The 14,964-nt window shown below is 75.9% G+C and carries 11 protein-coding genes; 10 read left to right on the top strand and 1 reads right to left on the bottom strand.

Features of this window, described 5'->3' with window-relative positions:
• The first annotated feature begins 9 nt into the window (after window positions 1-9).
• The 8 genes from ACF059_RS24515 to ACF059_RS24480 all read left to right on the top strand — a co-directional run bounded on the left by ACF059_RS24515 (window position 10) and on the right by ACF059_RS24480 (window position 10,305).
• A complete protein-coding gene (locus ACF059_RS24515) occupies window positions 10-1,209 on the top strand; it encodes a glycosyltransferase (RefSeq protein WP_392060731.1) in 1,200 nt (399 codons plus the stop codon).
• Window positions 1,206-2,756, top strand: coding sequence for an exopolysaccharide biosynthesis polyprenyl glycosylphosphotransferase (locus tag ACF059_RS24510; RefSeq protein ID WP_392060728.1), 1,551 nt, complete (start codon window positions 1,206-1,208; stop codon window positions 2,754-2,756). Before ACF059_RS24515 ends, ACF059_RS24510 begins: the two co-directional genes overlap by 4 nt.
• Entirely contained in the window at window positions 2,756-4,210 is a 1,455-nt protein-coding gene (locus ACF059_RS24505) for an O-antigen ligase family protein (protein ID WP_392060725.1), read from the top strand. The genes ACF059_RS24510 and ACF059_RS24505 overlap by 1 nt, the downstream gene beginning before the upstream one ends.
• On the top strand, window positions 4,207-6,273 hold the full coding sequence (locus ACF059_RS24500; RefSeq protein ID WP_392060722.1) for a lipid II flippase MurJ: 2,067 nt from the start codon (window positions 4,207-4,209) through the stop codon (window positions 6,271-6,273). Before ACF059_RS24505 ends, ACF059_RS24500 begins: the two co-directional genes overlap by 4 nt.
• Window positions 6,263-7,039 carry a polysaccharide deacetylase family protein gene (locus ACF059_RS24495; RefSeq protein WP_392060719.1) on the top strand — a complete coding sequence of 259 codons (777 nt, stop codon included), beginning with the start codon at window positions 6,263-6,265 and terminating at the stop codon, window positions 7,037-7,039. Before ACF059_RS24500 ends, ACF059_RS24495 begins: the two co-directional genes overlap by 11 nt.
• Complete coding sequence (locus ACF059_RS24490) at window positions 7,036-8,271, top strand: glycosyltransferase (protein WP_392060716.1); 1,236 nt, start codon at window positions 7,036-7,038, stop codon at window positions 8,269-8,271. The genes ACF059_RS24495 and ACF059_RS24490 overlap by 4 nt, the downstream gene beginning before the upstream one ends.
• 70 nt (window positions 8,272-8,341) lie before the next feature.
• Window positions 8,342-9,166 carry a lipopolysaccharide biosynthesis protein gene (locus tag ACF059_RS24485; protein WP_392060714.1) on the top strand — a complete coding sequence of 275 codons (825 nt, stop codon included), beginning with the start codon at window positions 8,342-8,344 and terminating at the stop codon, window positions 9,164-9,166.
• Window positions 9,163-10,305, top strand: coding sequence for a GNAT family N-acetyltransferase (locus ACF059_RS24480; RefSeq protein ID WP_392060711.1), 1,143 nt, complete (start codon window positions 9,163-9,165; stop codon window positions 10,303-10,305). The genes ACF059_RS24485 and ACF059_RS24480 overlap by 4 nt, the downstream gene beginning before the upstream one ends.
• Before the next feature lie 5 nt (window positions 10,306-10,310).
• Here the strand turns inward: ACF059_RS24480 and ACF059_RS24475 are convergent, their stop codons facing one another.
• Window positions 10,311-11,837 (bottom strand): glycosyl hydrolase, encoded by a 1,527-nt coding sequence (locus ACF059_RS24475; protein WP_392060708.1) that lies wholly within the window; start codon window positions 11,835-11,837, stop codon window positions 10,311-10,313.
• Between the two features lie 294 nt (window positions 11,838-12,131).
• On the opposite strand from ACF059_RS24475, the gene ACF059_RS24470 reads away from it, so the two are divergent.
• A complete protein-coding gene (locus tag ACF059_RS24470; protein ID WP_392060705.1) occupies window positions 12,132-13,574 on the top strand; it encodes an ATP-grasp domain-containing protein in 1,443 nt (480 codons plus the stop codon).
• Between the two features lie 67 nt (window positions 13,575-13,641).
• Entirely contained in the window at window positions 13,642-14,943 is a 1,302-nt protein-coding gene (locus ACF059_RS24465; RefSeq protein WP_392061216.1) for an NAD(P)-binding domain-containing protein, read from the top strand.
• The last annotated feature ends 21 nt before the right edge of the window (window positions 14,944-14,964 follow it).

Genomic DNA, 14,964 nt, shown 5'->3' with positions numbered 1-14,964 from the left:
CCACTCCACGTGCCCACACATTCTCGGGCAGCACAGCCCACGACCGTCCTGCACCTCGTCCAACCCGTCGACGGCGGCGTGGCCAGGGTCGTCACCGACCTCGTCCGCGCCCAGACCGTCGAGGGCTTCCGCACCGTCGTCGGCTGCCCGAAGGGCGGCACCCTCGCCGACTCCGCACGGGCGGCCGGGGCCGAGGTGCTCACCTGGCGGGCCGGCCGCTCCCCGGGACCCGGGCTGCCCGCCGAGGTCCTCGGCGCCCGCTCGCTGCTGCGCCGGGTCCGGCCCGACCTCCTGCACGCCCACAGCGCCAAGGCCGGACTGGCCGGGCGGCTCGCCGCGCGCGGCGCCGTACCCACCGTCTTCCAGCCCCACGCCTGGTCCTTCGACGCCGTCGACGGGGCCACCGGCGCGCTCGCCCTGCGCTGGGAGCGGTACGGGGCCCGCTGGGCCGACCGGGTGCTCTGCGTCAGCGAGGCCGAACGCCGCGCGGGCGAGAGCGAGGGGATCACCGCCCGCTGGTCGGTGATCCGCAACGGCGTGGACCTGGACCACTTCCGCCCCGGCGCGCCCGACTCCGACCACGACAAGGTCCGGGCCCGCGCCGAACTGTCGCTGCCCGCCGCCTTCCGGGGCACCCCGGCGGACGGCGGACTGCTCGCCGTGTGCGTGGGCCGGATCTGCCAGCAGAAGGGGCAGGACGTCCTGCTGCGGGCCTGGCCCGAGCTGCAGGCCACCGTGCCCGGAGCCCGCCTCGCCCTCGTCGGCGACGGCCCCGACGCCGAGCGGCTGCGCCGCACGGCACCGCCCGGAGTGTTCTTCGCGGGGGCCGCCGCCGACATCCGACCGTGGCTTCGGGCCGCCGATCTCGTTGTACTGCCGTCGCGGTGGGAAGGCATGGCGCTCGCCCCGCTGGAAGCAATGGCCTGTGGCCGCCCGGTCCTGGTCTCCGACGTCAGCGGTGCCCGCGAGAGCCTGCCACCCGGCCAGGGACGCCTGTGCCTGGTGCCGCCGGAGGATCCGACGGCGCTGGCCAAGGCGCTGGGCCGGCTGCTCGCCGAACCGCGGCTCCTCGCCGAACTCGGGGAGCAGGCCCGGCAGCACGCCCGGACCGACTTCGACGTGCGGCGGACCACGGACGCGGTCACCGGCCTGTACCACGAACTGCTGGGCAGGCCCCGGCCCTTGAACCAGGAGCGCATCAGCCGATGACGATGGACAGCGCACCCGCCCGGCACACCGGGCAGGGCGGCACGGGGCCCGCCGGCGGCAGCGCCTTCGCCCCCGCGCCCCACGCGGGGGCCCGCCGCTCCGCGACCGCCATCCACCCCCCGCGCAGGCCCCGGGCGGACCAGGCACGGTCCGCCGTCCGCCCCAAGCGGACGCGTCGCCGCAGCCGGGTGCTCCCGCTGCTCACCGCCGACGCGCTGGCCACCGCCCTCACGGTGGCGACCCTGCCCGCACCGGCGCTGCCCGCCGCGGCGGCGCTGCCGGCCGCCGCCCTGCTCCCCGTCCTGCTCGGCGCGCTGCACGCGCAGGCCGGGCTGTACCGGCCGCGGCTCGCCCCCTCCGCGCTCCTCGAACTGCCCGTACTCGCCGGGCGGTCCGCCGTCCTGTGGTGCACGGCGGCCGCCGTGGTGGCCGCCGTGGACCGGCCCCACGCCCTGGGCTGGAGCGCGCTGCTCACCGCCGTCTGCCTCCAGACCGTACTGGCGTGCGCGGGACGCGGTCTCGCCAACCAGCTCCACCGCCGCGCGGCCGTGCGCAGGCCCGCCTCCACGCTCGTCGTCGGCCCCGGCGCCGGGGCGAGCGCGGTGGCCGCCGCCCTGCACGGCCGCCCCGAGTTCGGGCTGCGGCCCGTCGGGGTCGCCGACCCCGTCAGTGACCGCACCCTCCCGGGCGAAGGGGACACCGGCGCCCTGCCGTTCCTCACCACCCACGAGGACGTCCGGCGCGCGGTCATCCAGAACTCCGTCCGGCACGCGGTCTTCACGCGCCCCCCGGAGGCCGACGAGCGCACCGCCGCCCTGGTCCGGCTCTTCCACGACCACGGCTGCCGGCTGTGGCTCGCCGACCCCGCCGGCACCGCCAAGATCACCGGCATGCGCCTCGCGAACCCGGGCGACCAGCTGTGGGGGTACGCCGTACAGCCCCTGCTGCCCCGTCCGGCGCGGCCGCTGGAGCGCTGGGTCAAGCGGGTCGTCGACGCCGCGCTCGCGCTGCTCGCGCTGATCGCCGCCGCGCCCGTGATGGCCGCCTGCGCGCTGGCCGTGCGGATCGGGGACGGGCCGGGGGTGATCTTCCGGCAGGAGCGGGTCGGGCTCTACGGGCGCCCCTTCACCCTGCTGAAGTTCCGTACCCTGCGCGCCGACGAGCACGAGGCCGCCACCCGCTGGACGGTCGCGGGGGACCGGCGGATGAGCCCGGTCGGCTCCTTCCTGCGCAAGTCCTCGCTGGACGAGCTGCCGCAGCTGTGGAACGTCGTACGCGGTGACATGAGCCTGGTCGGGCCCCGCCCCGAACGGCCGTTCTTCGTGGCCAAGTTCGCCACCGTCCACCCCGGCTACGAGGCCCGCCACCGGATGCCCGTCGGCATCACCGGCCTCGCCCAGATCAACGGCCTGCGCGGGGACACCTCCATCGAGGACCGGGCCCGCTTCGACAACCACTACATCGACACCTGGTCGCTGTGGCAGGACCTGTGGATCCTCGCCCGCACCGCGGCCTCCTTCTTCCGCTTCCGGCTGGGGGGCAGCTGATGAGCCTCGCCGTCACCGGCTACCGGGCCCGGCCCGGCCTCGGCCTGCCGGGGCTGGTGCGCCGGCACTGGCCGCTGCTGCCGCTCGCCGCGACCGTGCTGCTCCTGCTCGCCCCGCTCCCCGCGGGCGACGCGACCACCTCCGGGAAGGTCGGCCCGGCCGACGCCGCCTCGCTGCTGCTGGCGCTCGTCTGCGCGGTGCAGGCGCTGCGCGGCCGGGTGCGGGAACTGACCCCGCTGGGCGTGCTCGTCCTCGGGGCGCCGGGCGTCGGCCTCGCGGTCGCGACGATGACCGCCGGGGACCCGTACGCGGCCCTGCCCGGCTTCGTGCGCTACCTCCAGGTCTTCGTGCTGGTTCCGGCGGCGGTGGTGCTGCTGGTGCGCGACGCCGCGGAATTCCGGCTGGCCGCCGGGTGCTTCGTGGTCCTGGCGCTGGTGCAGGGCGCGGTGGGCGTGGTGCAGTACGCCACCCACACCGGGGCCTCGTACCAGGGCGAGGACGTCCGGGCCGTCGGCACCTTCGGCCCCGGCGACGTCATGGGCATGGCCACGGTGGTGGCCTACGGGCTGGTGGTGGCGACCGCCGCCGCGCTGGCGCCCGGGCTGCCGCAGCGGGTCCGGCGGATCGCCGGGGGCTGCGCGCTGGTGCTGGTGGTGCCGCTGGTGCTGTCGTTCAGCCGGGGCGCGTGGATCGCGACGGTGGGCGCGGCGGTGCTGGTGATGGTGCTGGCCGGGATCCGACGGGCGCTGACGGTGCTCGCCGCGCTGGCCGCCGCCGGGGTGGTGCTGGTGGGCGGGCTCGGGGTCGGCTCCGAGATGGTCGCGGAACGGCTGACCTCGATCACCCAGGTGTCCAGTGCGCCCGACCAGTCGGTGACCGACCGCTACACGATGTGGGCCGCCGCCGAGTCGATGTGGCGGGAGCGGCCCGCGGTGGGGGTGGGGCTCAAGGGCTTCCCCGCGCACCGTGACGGGCACGCCTCGCTGGGGCTCTCCTCCGGCAGCGACACCGCGGGCGCGGGCCAGGCGTACGTCCGCCAGCCGCTGCTCTCCCCGCACAACATGTACCTGCTGATCCTGAGCGAGCAGGGGCTGATCGGGCTGACCGCGCTGGCGGGGGGCTGGGCGGCGCTGCTCGTGGCGGGTCTGCGGCGGCTCGCCTCCGGCGCGGCGGACGTGCGGGACTGCGGGCTGATCGCGACCGGCCTGTTCGTGTGGCAGCTGACGGACTTCCTCTACGCGGACATCGGGGGCCCGTCCACGGTCCTCACCGGGGTGATCATCGGCTTGGCGGCCTGGTGGGCGCTGCCGTCCCGGGGGGCCTTGGGTTCCGGTTCCGGTCCGGCCCTCGGTGGGGGTGCGGGTGTGGGCGCACCGCGCCGGGTCCCGGACCCGGCTGTCGCCTCCGGTGCGGGTTCACGGGGTAGGGCCCCCGGGGTTGCGGCTCGCCCGTGACGGACACCACGCCCTGGCGGCCCGCCGCCGGCCCTCCGGCCGGGGCGGGCCCCGCCCGCGTCCCGGGCGCCCCGGATCCGGGCCCCTCGCGTTTCCCCGGCGCCCCGGAGCACGGTGTCGCCGCACGTGCCCTGGGCGGCGCCCTGCCCGGGCGCGGCGGCCGGGGCGCGGACCTGCCCGGGGGCCGCGCCGTCCCCGGCGTCCCGGCCGCGGCGGATCCCGGGTTCGTCGCCGGGGCGCTGCCCGGGCGGGGCGGGGCCGCGGCGGAGTCACGCCAGGACGGTGCGCCCGCCGTACGGCAGGCCGTCTTCGGCTCGGCCGGGTATCCCGGCCGGGCCTCCGGGAAGCGCAGTGTGCGGCTGGCGGCGCGGGCCGCGAGCCCCTGCGCCGACCAGCTCCGTCCCGCGCGCCGCGCAGGCGGGACCGCCGGCCCCGGCAGCCGGCCCGGCTCCGGTGGAGGCCCGCCGCTGGGGCGGTTCCTGGCGAAGGCCGCCGCCGTCACCGCCGGACTGACCGCCGCCGGGGCGGTGTTCGGGCTGGTGCGCGACCAGACCATCGCGCACCTCTTCGGCGCCGGGCACGACAGCGACGCCTTCCTCATCTCCTGGACCGTTCCCGAGATGGCCTCGACGCTGCTGATCGAGGACGCCATGGCGCTGCTGATGGTGCCCGCCTTCAGCTACGCCCTGACCCGGCGGGCCGCCAGCCGCGCCGGGCTCACCCGCAGCCAGGCCCGCGCGCAGGACCCCGTACGGCTGCTCGTCGGGGCGACCCTGCCGCGGCTCGTCGTGTTCCTGGCCGCCGTCGCCTCCGTGCTGGTCGTGGCCGCGCCGGCCGTCGTCGCGGTGCTCGCGCCCGGCCTGCCCGATCCGGCCCTGGCCGTCGAGTGCACCCGTATGACCGCCCTGACCGTGCTCTCCTTCGGAGTCGCCGGCTACTTCAGCGCGGCGCTGCGGGCCCACCGGTCCTTCGTGCCGCCCGCCGCGATCTACGTCTCGTACAACGTCGGCATCATCGGGACCATGCTGGCCCTGCACCAGCTGTGGGGGGTGCGGGCCGCCGCCGCGGGCGTCGCCGTCGGCGGGCTGCTGATGGTGCTCGTCCAACTGCCCGCCTTCATCCGGAACGTGGGCTTCGGTGCGCGCCGCGCCAAGCGGACCGCCCCGCGCAGCCAGCGCGACCGCGACCGCCCCACCCTCATCGCCTTCGGGGTCATCGCCCCCGTGATCTTCTTCGCCGTCTTCCGCCAGTCACAGGTGCTGGTCGAGCGGTTCCTGGCCGCCTCCCTCCCGCCCGGCGCGATCTCGCACCTGAACTACGCGCAGAAGGTCGCGCAGATGCCGATGGTGCTCTCCCTGATGATCTGCACCGTCACCTTCCCCGTCGTCGCACAGGCCATGGCCGGCGGCGAACGCGAGAAGGCCCGGCGGCGCGTCGAGCAGGACCTCGCGCTGGCCTCGCTCGCCGTGCTCATGGGGACCGCGCTCGTCATCGGGTACGCGCCCCAGATCATCCAGGTCCTCTTCGAGCGCGGCGCCTTCACCCGCCAGGACACCCTCGCCACCGCCTCCGTCATGCGGGTCTACGGGCTCGGACTGCTCGGCCACTGCCTCGTCGGGGCGCTGTCCCGGCCCTTCTTCTCGACCGCCCGGCCCACCTGGTTCCCGGCGCTCGCGATGGGCGCCGGACTCCTCGTCAACATCGTGGCCGGAGCCCTCGCCGTCGGCTGGTGGGGCACCTACGGGATCGCCGCCGCCAACGCCGCGGGCATCACCACGACCGCCGCCCTGCTGCTCACCGGCCTCGGCTCCCGGATCATCGCCATCCAGGTCCGCCAGGTCGCCGTCAGCATCGGACGGCTCGCCGTGGCCGCCGTCGCCGCCTGCGCGACCGGCTGGATCGCCGGGCCGAAGATCCCCGACCCGATGCTCAGCGCCGCCCTGGGCTGCCTGCTGGTCCCCGCCATGTTCGCGGCCACCGGCACGGCCATACGCGCCCTCGAAGTCACCGCCCTGCCCGGTCAGATCTCCCAGCTCACGCAGAGGTTCCGCAATGTCCGCTGACACCGACACGGCCCCCGCCGCCGTGGTGGTCCCACCCCGCCGGAGCGCTTCGCCGTGGGTCCTGATGTACCACTCGGTCGCCGAGTTCACCGAGCCCGACGAGGACCCGTACGGGATCACCGTCACCCCACGCGCCCTGGAGACCCAGCTGCGCTGGCTGCGCTCCCGCGGCCTGCGCGGGGTGTCGGTCGGTGAACTGCTCCGGGCCCGCGCGGCCGGGCGGGGCGCCGGGCTGGTCGGGCTGACCTTCGACGACGGCTACACCGACTTCCTGGAGGCGGCGCTTCCGCTGCTGCGCCGCTACGACTGCACCTCCACCCTCTTCGTCCTGCCCGGGCGGCTCGGCGTGGACAACGTGTGGGACCCGCTGGGGCCCCGCAAGTCCCTGCTCACCGCCGAGGGCATCCGCGAGGTCGCCGCCGCCGGACAGGAGATCGGCTCGCACGGGCTGCTCCACCAGGACCTCACCGCGGCCGCCGACGACGTGCTCCAGCAGGAACTGCGGGGCAGCCGCGACCTGCTGCGCGAGCTCACCGGAACCCTGCCCGAGGGGTTCTGCTACCCGTACGGGCACCTCGACGCCCGCGTCGTCGACGCCACCCGGGCCGCCGGATACGGCTACGCCTGCGCCATCGACCCCGGACGGCTCGCGGGCCCGCACGCGCTGGCGCGTACGCACGTCAGCCAGGCCGACGGCGGCGCGCGGCTGCGGGTCAAGCAGCTGCGCCACCGCGTGCGCGAGCTGCGGCGGGCGGTGCACCGGTGAAGACGGTCAAGGCCCTGCACGTCATCACCGGGCTCGGTGTCGGCGGCGCGGAACAGCAACTGCGGCTGCTGCTGCGGCACCTGCCGATGCGGTGCGACGTCCTCACGCTGACCAACCCCGGGCCGGTGGCCGAGGGGCTGCGCGCCGACGGGGTGCGGGTCGTGCACCTGGGCATGCGCGGCAACCGGGACCTGGGGGCGCTGCCGCGCCTGGTGCGCTTCATCCGGCGCGGGCAGTACGACCTCGTGCACACGCACCTGTACCGGGCCTGCGTGTACGGGCGCCTCGCGGCCCGGATCGCGGGCACCCGGGCGACCGTGGCCACCGAGCACTCCCTCGGCGAGGGCGAGATCGAGGGCCGTCCGCTGTCGGGCGGGGTGCGGGCGCTGTACCTCGCCAGCGAGCGGCTGGGCGCGGCGACCGTGGCCGTGTCGGACACCGTCGCCGCCCGGCTGGAGGGGTGGGGGGTGCCGGCCGCGCGGATCCACGTCGTACCCAACGGGATCGAGGCCGTCCGCTTCCGCTTCGACGAAGGGGTCCGGCGGGCCACCCGGGCCCGGACCGGACTGCCCGAACGGGCCTTCGTGGTCGGCGGGGTCGGGCGGCTGGTCCCGGGCAAGCGCTTCGACGTCCTCGTACGGGCCGTGGCCGCGCTGCCGGGGGCCCACCTGGTGATCGCCGGGGACGGGCCGGAGCGGGCGGGGCTGCGCCGGCTGGCCGCCGAGCTCGGTGCGCAGAGCCGGATCCACCTGCTGGGGGAGCGGGACCCGCTGGGCGACAGCGCGGACGGCCGCACCCCCGGGATCCCGGCGCTGCTGGCCGCCATGGACGTCTTCGTCTCCCCGTCGCGCGAGGAGGCCTTCGGGCTCGCCGTCGTGGAGGCGCTGGCCGCCGGACTGCCCGTCCTGCACGTCACCTGCCCCGCCATCGACGACCTGCCCGCCTCCCAGGCCCCCGGCGCCCGGCGCATCGGCACCGGCACGGAGGAACTGGTCGCGGCGCTGCGCGGCCACATGGAGGCCGGTGCGCGCCGGCTGCCGCCGCCGCCGGTGGTCCGCCGCTACGACATCGCCCGCAGCGCCCGGCACCTGCTGGACATCTACGACCTGGCCCTCTCGGCCGCGCCGGGCCCGGCCGGTCCGCGGGCGGGCGCCGCGCCGCTGCCGGGGGCGCTGCCCGGGGGCCGCCGCACCGGGGCGGCCGGGCTGGAAGTGCCGGGCGCCGGTGGCTGATCCGCATCGCAGAAGGGGTCCCGCCCGGGACCCGAACCCCCTCCCCTCCCTCCAGGAAGCGAGCACGCTCATGGCCGATACCGCCGACCAGCAGAAGCCCGAGGCGAAGTCCCCGGCGAAGTCCACGCCGAAGTCCGGCGCGAAGACCGCGGCGAAGAACGCGGCGAAGACCGAGAGGAAGCCGGACCACCGCTCGGAGAGGAAGCAGCGACGACGGTCGCTCTCGCTGCCCGTGTGGTGGCCGCTGCCCGCCTGCGCCCTGCTGGGGCTGGCCGCGGGCGGGGCGTACGGGGTGCTCAAGGCCCCCGAGTACGCCGCCACCAGCTACGTCGTCGCCGTGCCCGACGACACCACCGAGCCGGCCACCGCCCTCGGCTTCGCGCAGGCGTACGCCCGCATCGCCACCAGCAGCTCCACCCTCGCCTACGCCCAGCCCCGCGCGGGCATCGACGCCCGCACGCTGCGCACCCAGGTGCGGGCCGAGACCTCGCCCGAGTCCCCGATGATCGCCATCACGGGTACCTCGAAGAGCCCCGCCGAGGCCGCCGACATCGCGAACGCGGTCGCCGACGCCCTGTCCCTGAGCAGCAACCAGGCCGCCAAGAACACCGGCGTCCAACTGCTCCTCTTCAACCAGGCCGTGGCCCCCACCGACCCCGCCTCCCCGTCCGCGGCGATCAGCGGAGCCGTCGGGATGTGCGCCGGCGGGCTGCTGGGCGGCCTGTGGCTGCTCGCCCGGCCGGGCCGCGCGCGGCGCCGCGAGGCGGAGGGCGTCGCCGTGACCGACACGACGGCTACGGCCGGGCCGGTCGCCGAACCCGCGGTCGAGGAGTACGCCTCGCTCCCCGCCCAGGGTGAGCACACCGAGACCAAGGAGAAGGAGTCCGTGCGATGAGTCAGGGCTCCGCCGGGGCCCTGTCGGTGACGCTGTGCCGTGACCCCCGGCAGTTCGCCGCGCTGGAGGAGCCGTGGAACCGGCTCGTCCGCGCCTGTCCCACCGCCACCCCCTTCCAGAGCCACGCCTGGCTGCACTCCTGGTGGCTGTCGTACGGGAAGGACGGCCGGCTGCGGATCGTCCTCGTCCGGCGCGGCGAGGAGCTCGTCGGCGCGGCCGCGCTGATGCTCGTACACCGGCCGATGCCGCTGCTGGTGCCGCTCGGCGGCCCGATCACCGACTACTTCGACGTGCTCGTGGCCGCGGAGCACGCCGAGCAGGCCCTCCCGGCACTGGCCCGCGGGCTGCACAAGGCCGCCCGCGGCGCGGTCGTCGACCTGCGGGAGGTCCGCCCCGGGGCCGCCGTCGAACGGCTGGCCGAGCACTGGCCCGGGGCCGGCGCCCGGCTCGCGGACTCCACCTGCATGGAGCTGCCGACGCTGCCGTTCGACGAGCTGGTCAAGCGGATGCCGGCCTCCGGGGCGCAGCGCGTGCGCGCCAAGCTGCGCAAGACCGACGCGGCCGGGATCGAGGAGCACGAGGTCACCGAGCACGAGGTGCCGCGCGCCGTACGGAACCTGCTGCGGCTCCACGAGAAGCAGTGGCGCGGCCGCGGGGTGACCCCCGAGCACCTCAAGCCGCGCTTCGCCGAGCACCTGACCCGGGCCACCCGGCGGATGGTGCGGGCGGGGGAGGGCCGGCTGACGGAGTTCCGGCTGGACGGGAAGGTCGTGGCGGCCAACCTCACCCTGCTGTCGGCGGCGCTCAGCGGCGGCTACCTGTACGGGGCCGACCCGGACCTGCGGGCGCGCAAGGTGGACGTGGCGACGCTGCTGCTGCGCTACGAGGCGGGGCGGGCGCTCGCCGAGGGCCGCCCGGTGGTGAGCTTCCTGCGCGGCAACGAGCCGTACAAGAACCACTGGCGGCCCGAGACGGTCGTCAACCAGCGCTTCCTGCTGTCCACCGGCGCGCTCGCGCCCCTGCTGCGACTGCACGAGTCGCAGCTGACGGGGCGCGAGCGGGCGGTGGACGCGCTGCGGGAGGCGCTGCCGGCCGCCAGGGACTGGCGGGCGCGGCTCAACGAACTGCGGGTTCGATGACCCGTCTAGAAGGGCCAGTAGCCGGAGTCCTTGCTCCAGTCGAGCTTGAGGCAGACCGACTGCTTGCCGACCAGGCCGGAGAGCCACTCGCCGAAGTTGAGCGGCACGCACCACTGCTTGGGGTTGGTGGCCGGAGGCTGCTGCGGCTGCGGCAGGGGCTTCGGCGGGGTGGGCTGGGGCGTCGGGACGACCGGGCTGGGAGTGGCCGGCGCCGGGATCTCCGGGCTCGGGGTGACCGGGCTCGGAGTGACCGGTGCCGGGCTGACCGGTGTCGGGACCAGCGGGCTCGGGGTCGGGAGCGGGACCTCGGGGCTCGGCGGCACGGGCGAGGGCTTCGGGATCTCCGGGCTCGGCGATGCCGGGGAGGGCTTGGGGATCTCGGGCGTCGGGACCTGAGGTGTCGGGACCTGGGGCGTCGGGACCGGGACGTCCGGCGTCGGGGCCACCGGAGTGGGAACGGCCGGCGTGGGCACCACGGGGGTCGGGACCACGGGCGTCGGGACGACCGGCGTGGGCACCACCGGCGTCGGGACCACCGGGCCGGGCACCTCCGGCCGCAGCGCGTCGCGGAAGACCTTCGTGGACCGCGGGTTCTCCTTGCACTGCCACACGCCGTGCGGGCAGTAGTCGGTGATGGTGTGGTAGAGCGGTTTCTGCTGCTCGATCCACTTCAGCATGCGCCGGACGTACTCCGGGTTGTCCCCGCGCCGGAACAGCCCCCACTCCGGGTACGAGATCTGCTTGCCGTGTGCCCTCGCGAAGTCGACGTGCTGCTGGAGCCCGTACGGCTGCTCGATCTGATCGTCGAAGTCCCGGCCGGGTCCCTGGTCGTAGGAGTCCATGCCGATGATGTCCACCACGTCGTCGCCGGGGTAGCACTCGGTCCAGCCGATCGCGTCCTTGCCCCGGTTCGGGGCGAAGTCGAACTTGAACTCCTGCCCGGGCACCGCGCGCATCGCCCTCACGACGCGCTTCCAGTACCTCTTCCAGTTCTCCGGGTCCGGTCCGCAGCGGTGGGTGTAGGTGATGCCGTTCATCTCCCAGCCGAGGACGATCACCGTGTCCGGGACGCCCAGCGACACCAGCCGCTCGGCGAGCCTCGTGAAGTGCCGGTCGTAGTAGCCCCGGGCGCCCGCCCTGATCAGCCGGGCCACCTGGTGGTCGGGCACGCGGCCTTCGTTGCGTTCCTGCATGGGCACGTTGAGGACGAAGATCCGGTCGTCGTCGGCCCGGCGCCATGCGGCCCAGCTCTCCAGGAAGGAGACCTTGCCCTCGATGCCGGCCCACTGGTCGCCGGGGAGGTAGGTGTGGCCGACCCGGATCTCCCTGCCGCCCAGCCAGCGCGACAGGTACGGGATCCGTCCCACCCCGCGCGGCCCGTAGTCGAGATAGGCGCCCATGGCGGTGTCGGAGGCGGTGGAGCCCTCCGACCGGTCCTCCGCGGGCGCCGCGAGGGCGACTCCGGTCGCGAGCAGTCCGGCGGTGACCGTACCGACGCAGGTGCTCGCCAGTCGGCGACGTGGTCTGGGCATGGCGTCTCCCGAGCTTTCCTGAATCGGTGTGCTGTCCAAAGACGTTAGGCATCAGATCTGACGAATGGCCTGTCCGGTGACTGACGCGTAGGCCATTAGCAGGTGCACACCACCCCCGCTTGGTCCGACTAGGTGAAAGACACCGTTGCCATGTACGCGCATACCAGCCACGTGCCCGCCGTTGTGCTCAGACTCGACCGCAATCCGTTCCACCACGGAACCCTCGGCGCCGTCAGATCCCTTGGCCGCAAGGGCGTGGAGGTCCATGCCGTCGTCGAAGCTGGGGGAGGTCCCATGGGGCGTTCGCGGTATCTGCGCGCCGTACACCCCGGGCCGGCCGGCGGGCTGGACCCGGAGGCGCCCGAGGCGTTGCTGGAGTGCCTGACCGGGGTGTCGGAGCGGATCGGCCGCCCGGCCGTGCTCCTGGCGATGGACGATCTGAGCGCCATCGCCGTGTCCCGGGTCGCGCCGATGCTCCACGAACGTTTCCGGATTCCCCGTCAGCCCGACGACCTGCCCGCCCGGGTGGCCGACAAGGCCGAGCTGGCCGGGCTCTGCGCGCGCTGGGACGTACCGCACCCGGAGACCGTGATCCCGGCAAGCGCGGCCGAGGCGGCGGAGGCGGCCCGGCGGCTCGGGCTGCCGGTGGTCGCCAAGTGGAGCCGGCCCTGGCTGCTGCCCGCCGGGGCCGACGGACTGCGGAGCACCACGCTGCTCTACACCGCCGCCGACGCGCGCCGGCTCTACGAGCGCTCCGCCGAGGCCGGGAGCCCGCTGCTGCTCCAGCGGTTCCTGCCGGCCGGGCCCGACACCGACTGGTTCTTCCACGGCGCCTTCGCGCGGGGCGGTCGTCCGCTGCTCGCGGGGTCGGGCCGCAAGGAGCTCTCCTGGCCCGTGCGGACGGGCCTGACGGCGGTGGGGCGCTGGCTGCCGGATCCGGCGGTGGAGGAGGCGGGGCTGCGGCTCGCCGAACGGCTCGGCTACCACGGGATCCTGGACCTGGACTTCCGCCGGGACGAGCAGGGCGTCTTCCGGCTGGTGGACTTCAACCCGCGCCCCGGGGCGCAGTTCCGGCTCTTCACGGACGCGGCCGGGATGGACGTGGTCCAGGCGTTGTACCTGGATCTGACGGGCCAACGGGTCCCGGAGCCCGTCGGCGGCCCGGGGCGGGTGTTCCTCGCGGAGAACTACGCGCTGCTGGCGGCGGTCCGGGGCGGCCGGCTGCCGCGCCGCCGCGCGGGGGACCGGACGCCGGTCCCCACCGGCCCGGCGGTCACCGCCCGGGCCGACGCCGCCGCGGACCCGGCCCCGCCGACGGGCGCCGTGCAGGGGCCCGGCCCCGGCCCGGCGCCGGCGGGTCCGGCGCGTGCGGGTGCGGCGGCGACGGGTTCGGCCGCTACGGCTCCGGCCGCAACGGGCCCGGCCGCGGCGGGTCCCGCGTCGAGCGGCCGGGCCGTGCGGTCGCCGGCGCCGAGGGACCGCGGGCAGGTCGAGCTGGCCTGGTTCGCCGCGGACGACCCGCTGCCGTTCCTGGCGATGCTCGGTGCCCTGCTCGGGCGCGGCTTCGGCAAGGGCGCGCGGGTCCTGCGGGGCGTGCCCGCCCAGGGCCGTCGCACCGCGCTCGCGGCCGTCCGGGCCCCCCGCCAGCGGGGGCGCGACGAGCCGCAGCCGGCCGCGCTCTCCCGCCGGGTCCCGCCGGAGGCTCCGGCCGAGCCGGACGAGCTGGTGACCCGTTGACCCCGCCCGGCGGGGCGGACCTCGCCGGGCCGGCGACCATCGAGCTGGAGGAGCGGCCGTGACGCGGATCGAGGACCTGGTGGTGATCGGGGCGGGCCCGTACGGGCTGTCGGTCGCCGCCCACGCGGCGGGCGCGGGGCTCGACGTACGGCTGCTCGGGCGGCCGATGGCCTCCTGGCGCGACCACATGCCCGAGGGCATGTACCTGAAGTCGGAGCCCTGGTCCTCCAACCTGTCGGCCCCGGACGGGCGCCACACGCTCGCCGAGTACTGCGCCACCCTCGGGCAGGTCGCGGAACACGGCACTCCGCTGCCGATCGACACGTTCAGTGCGTACGGGATGTGGTTCGCCCGGCACGCCGCGCCGGAGGTGGAGGAGGTGACCGTCACGGAGGTGACCCCCGAGGGTGACGGCTTCCGCGTCCACACCGCCGAGGGACCGCCCCTGCTCGCCCGTACGGTCGCGCTCGCGGTGGGGGTGATGCCGTTCGTCCACCAGCCCGACGTCCTGCGGGACCTGCCGCCCGGCCACTGCTCGCACAGCAGCGGCCACCGCGACCTGAGCCGCTTCGCCGGCCGCGAGGTCGCCGTGCTCGGGGCCGGGCAGGCGGCCCTGGAGACCGCCGCCCTGCTGGCCGAGCAGGGCGCCCGGCCGGTCCTGGTCGCCCGTCGCTCCCGGCTGAACTGGAACACGCTCCCGCAGCCCCTGGAGCGCCCCGCGCTGCGGGCCCTGCGCGAGCCCCACAGCGGCCTCGGCACCGGCTGGCGCAGCTGGGTGTGGTCCGAGCTGCCCTGGGCGGTGCGCCGGCTGCCCGCGACCACCCGGGAGCGGATCTCGGCGACCGCGCTGGGCCCGGCCGGCGCCTGGTGGCTGCGGGACCGCTTCGAGGGGCGCGTCCCCGTCCTGCTCGGGCACCGGCTGCACCGGGCGGCGGCGGTCGGCGAGCGGACCCGGCTGGAGCTGAGCACCCGGTCGGGGGAGTCCGTGGTCCTGGACGTCGCGCACGTCATCGCGGCCACCGGCTTCGCCGCGGACCTCGACCGGCTGGAGCTGCTCGACGCGGGCGTGCGGGCCGCGCTGGAGACCGTGGCGGAGGGCAGGGCGCCGGAGCTGAGCGCCGGCTTCGAGTCCTCGTGGCCGGGGCTGTTCTTCGCGGGGCTGCTGACGGCTCCCTCATTCGGCCCTTCCATGCGATTCGTGCACGGTGCGGGCTTCACGGCGGGGAGACTGGTGAGAGGAGTCCTGCGGCGCCTCGGTTCCCGGGGTCCGCGGCCGGGCTCCACCGGTCTCGCCCGGCGCGACCGGGCTGCTTCCCCCGGACATTGTCCGGGGGTACCCCCAGGGCATCCGAAGACGTATCTGCGGTGAGATCCGCGGTGAGAGGGGTCC

Origin of the sequence: Streptomyces sp. NPDC016562 (assembly GCF_043076955.1) — a bacterium.
Taxonomy (GTDB): domain Bacteria; phylum Actinomycetota; class Actinomycetes; order Streptomycetales; family Streptomycetaceae; genus Streptomyces.
This window is presented reverse-complemented; position numbering and strand designations above follow the sequence as displayed.

What these genes read in the sequence shown, in the direction of transcription:
- ACF059_RS24510 (WP_392060728.1), top strand. Translation starts at nt 1,206, where the DNA reads ATGACGATGGACAGCGCACCCGCCCGGCACACCGGGCAGGGCGGCACG.
- ACF059_RS24505 (WP_392060725.1), top strand. Translation starts at nt 2,756, where the DNA reads ATGAGCCTCGCCGTCACCGGCTACCGGGCCCGGCCCGGCCTCGGCCTG.
- ACF059_RS24495 (WP_392060719.1), top strand. Translation starts at nt 6,263, where the DNA reads ATGTCCGCTGACACCGACACGGCCCCCGCCGCCGTGGTGGTCCCACCC.
- ACF059_RS24485 (WP_392060714.1), top strand. Translation starts at nt 8,342, where the DNA reads ATGGCCGATACCGCCGACCAGCAGAAGCCCGAGGCGAAGTCCCCGGCG.
- ACF059_RS24480 (WP_392060711.1), top strand. Translation starts at nt 9,163, where the DNA reads ATGAGTCAGGGCTCCGCCGGGGCCCTGTCGGTGACGCTGTGCCGTGAC.
- ACF059_RS24475 (WP_392060708.1), bottom strand. Translation starts at nt 11,837, where the DNA reads ATGCCCAGACCACGTCGCCGACTGGCGAGCACCTGCGTCGGTACGGTC.
- ACF059_RS24470 (WP_392060705.1), top strand. Translation starts at nt 12,132, where the DNA reads ATGGGGCGTTCGCGGTATCTGCGCGCCGTACACCCCGGGCCGGCCGGC.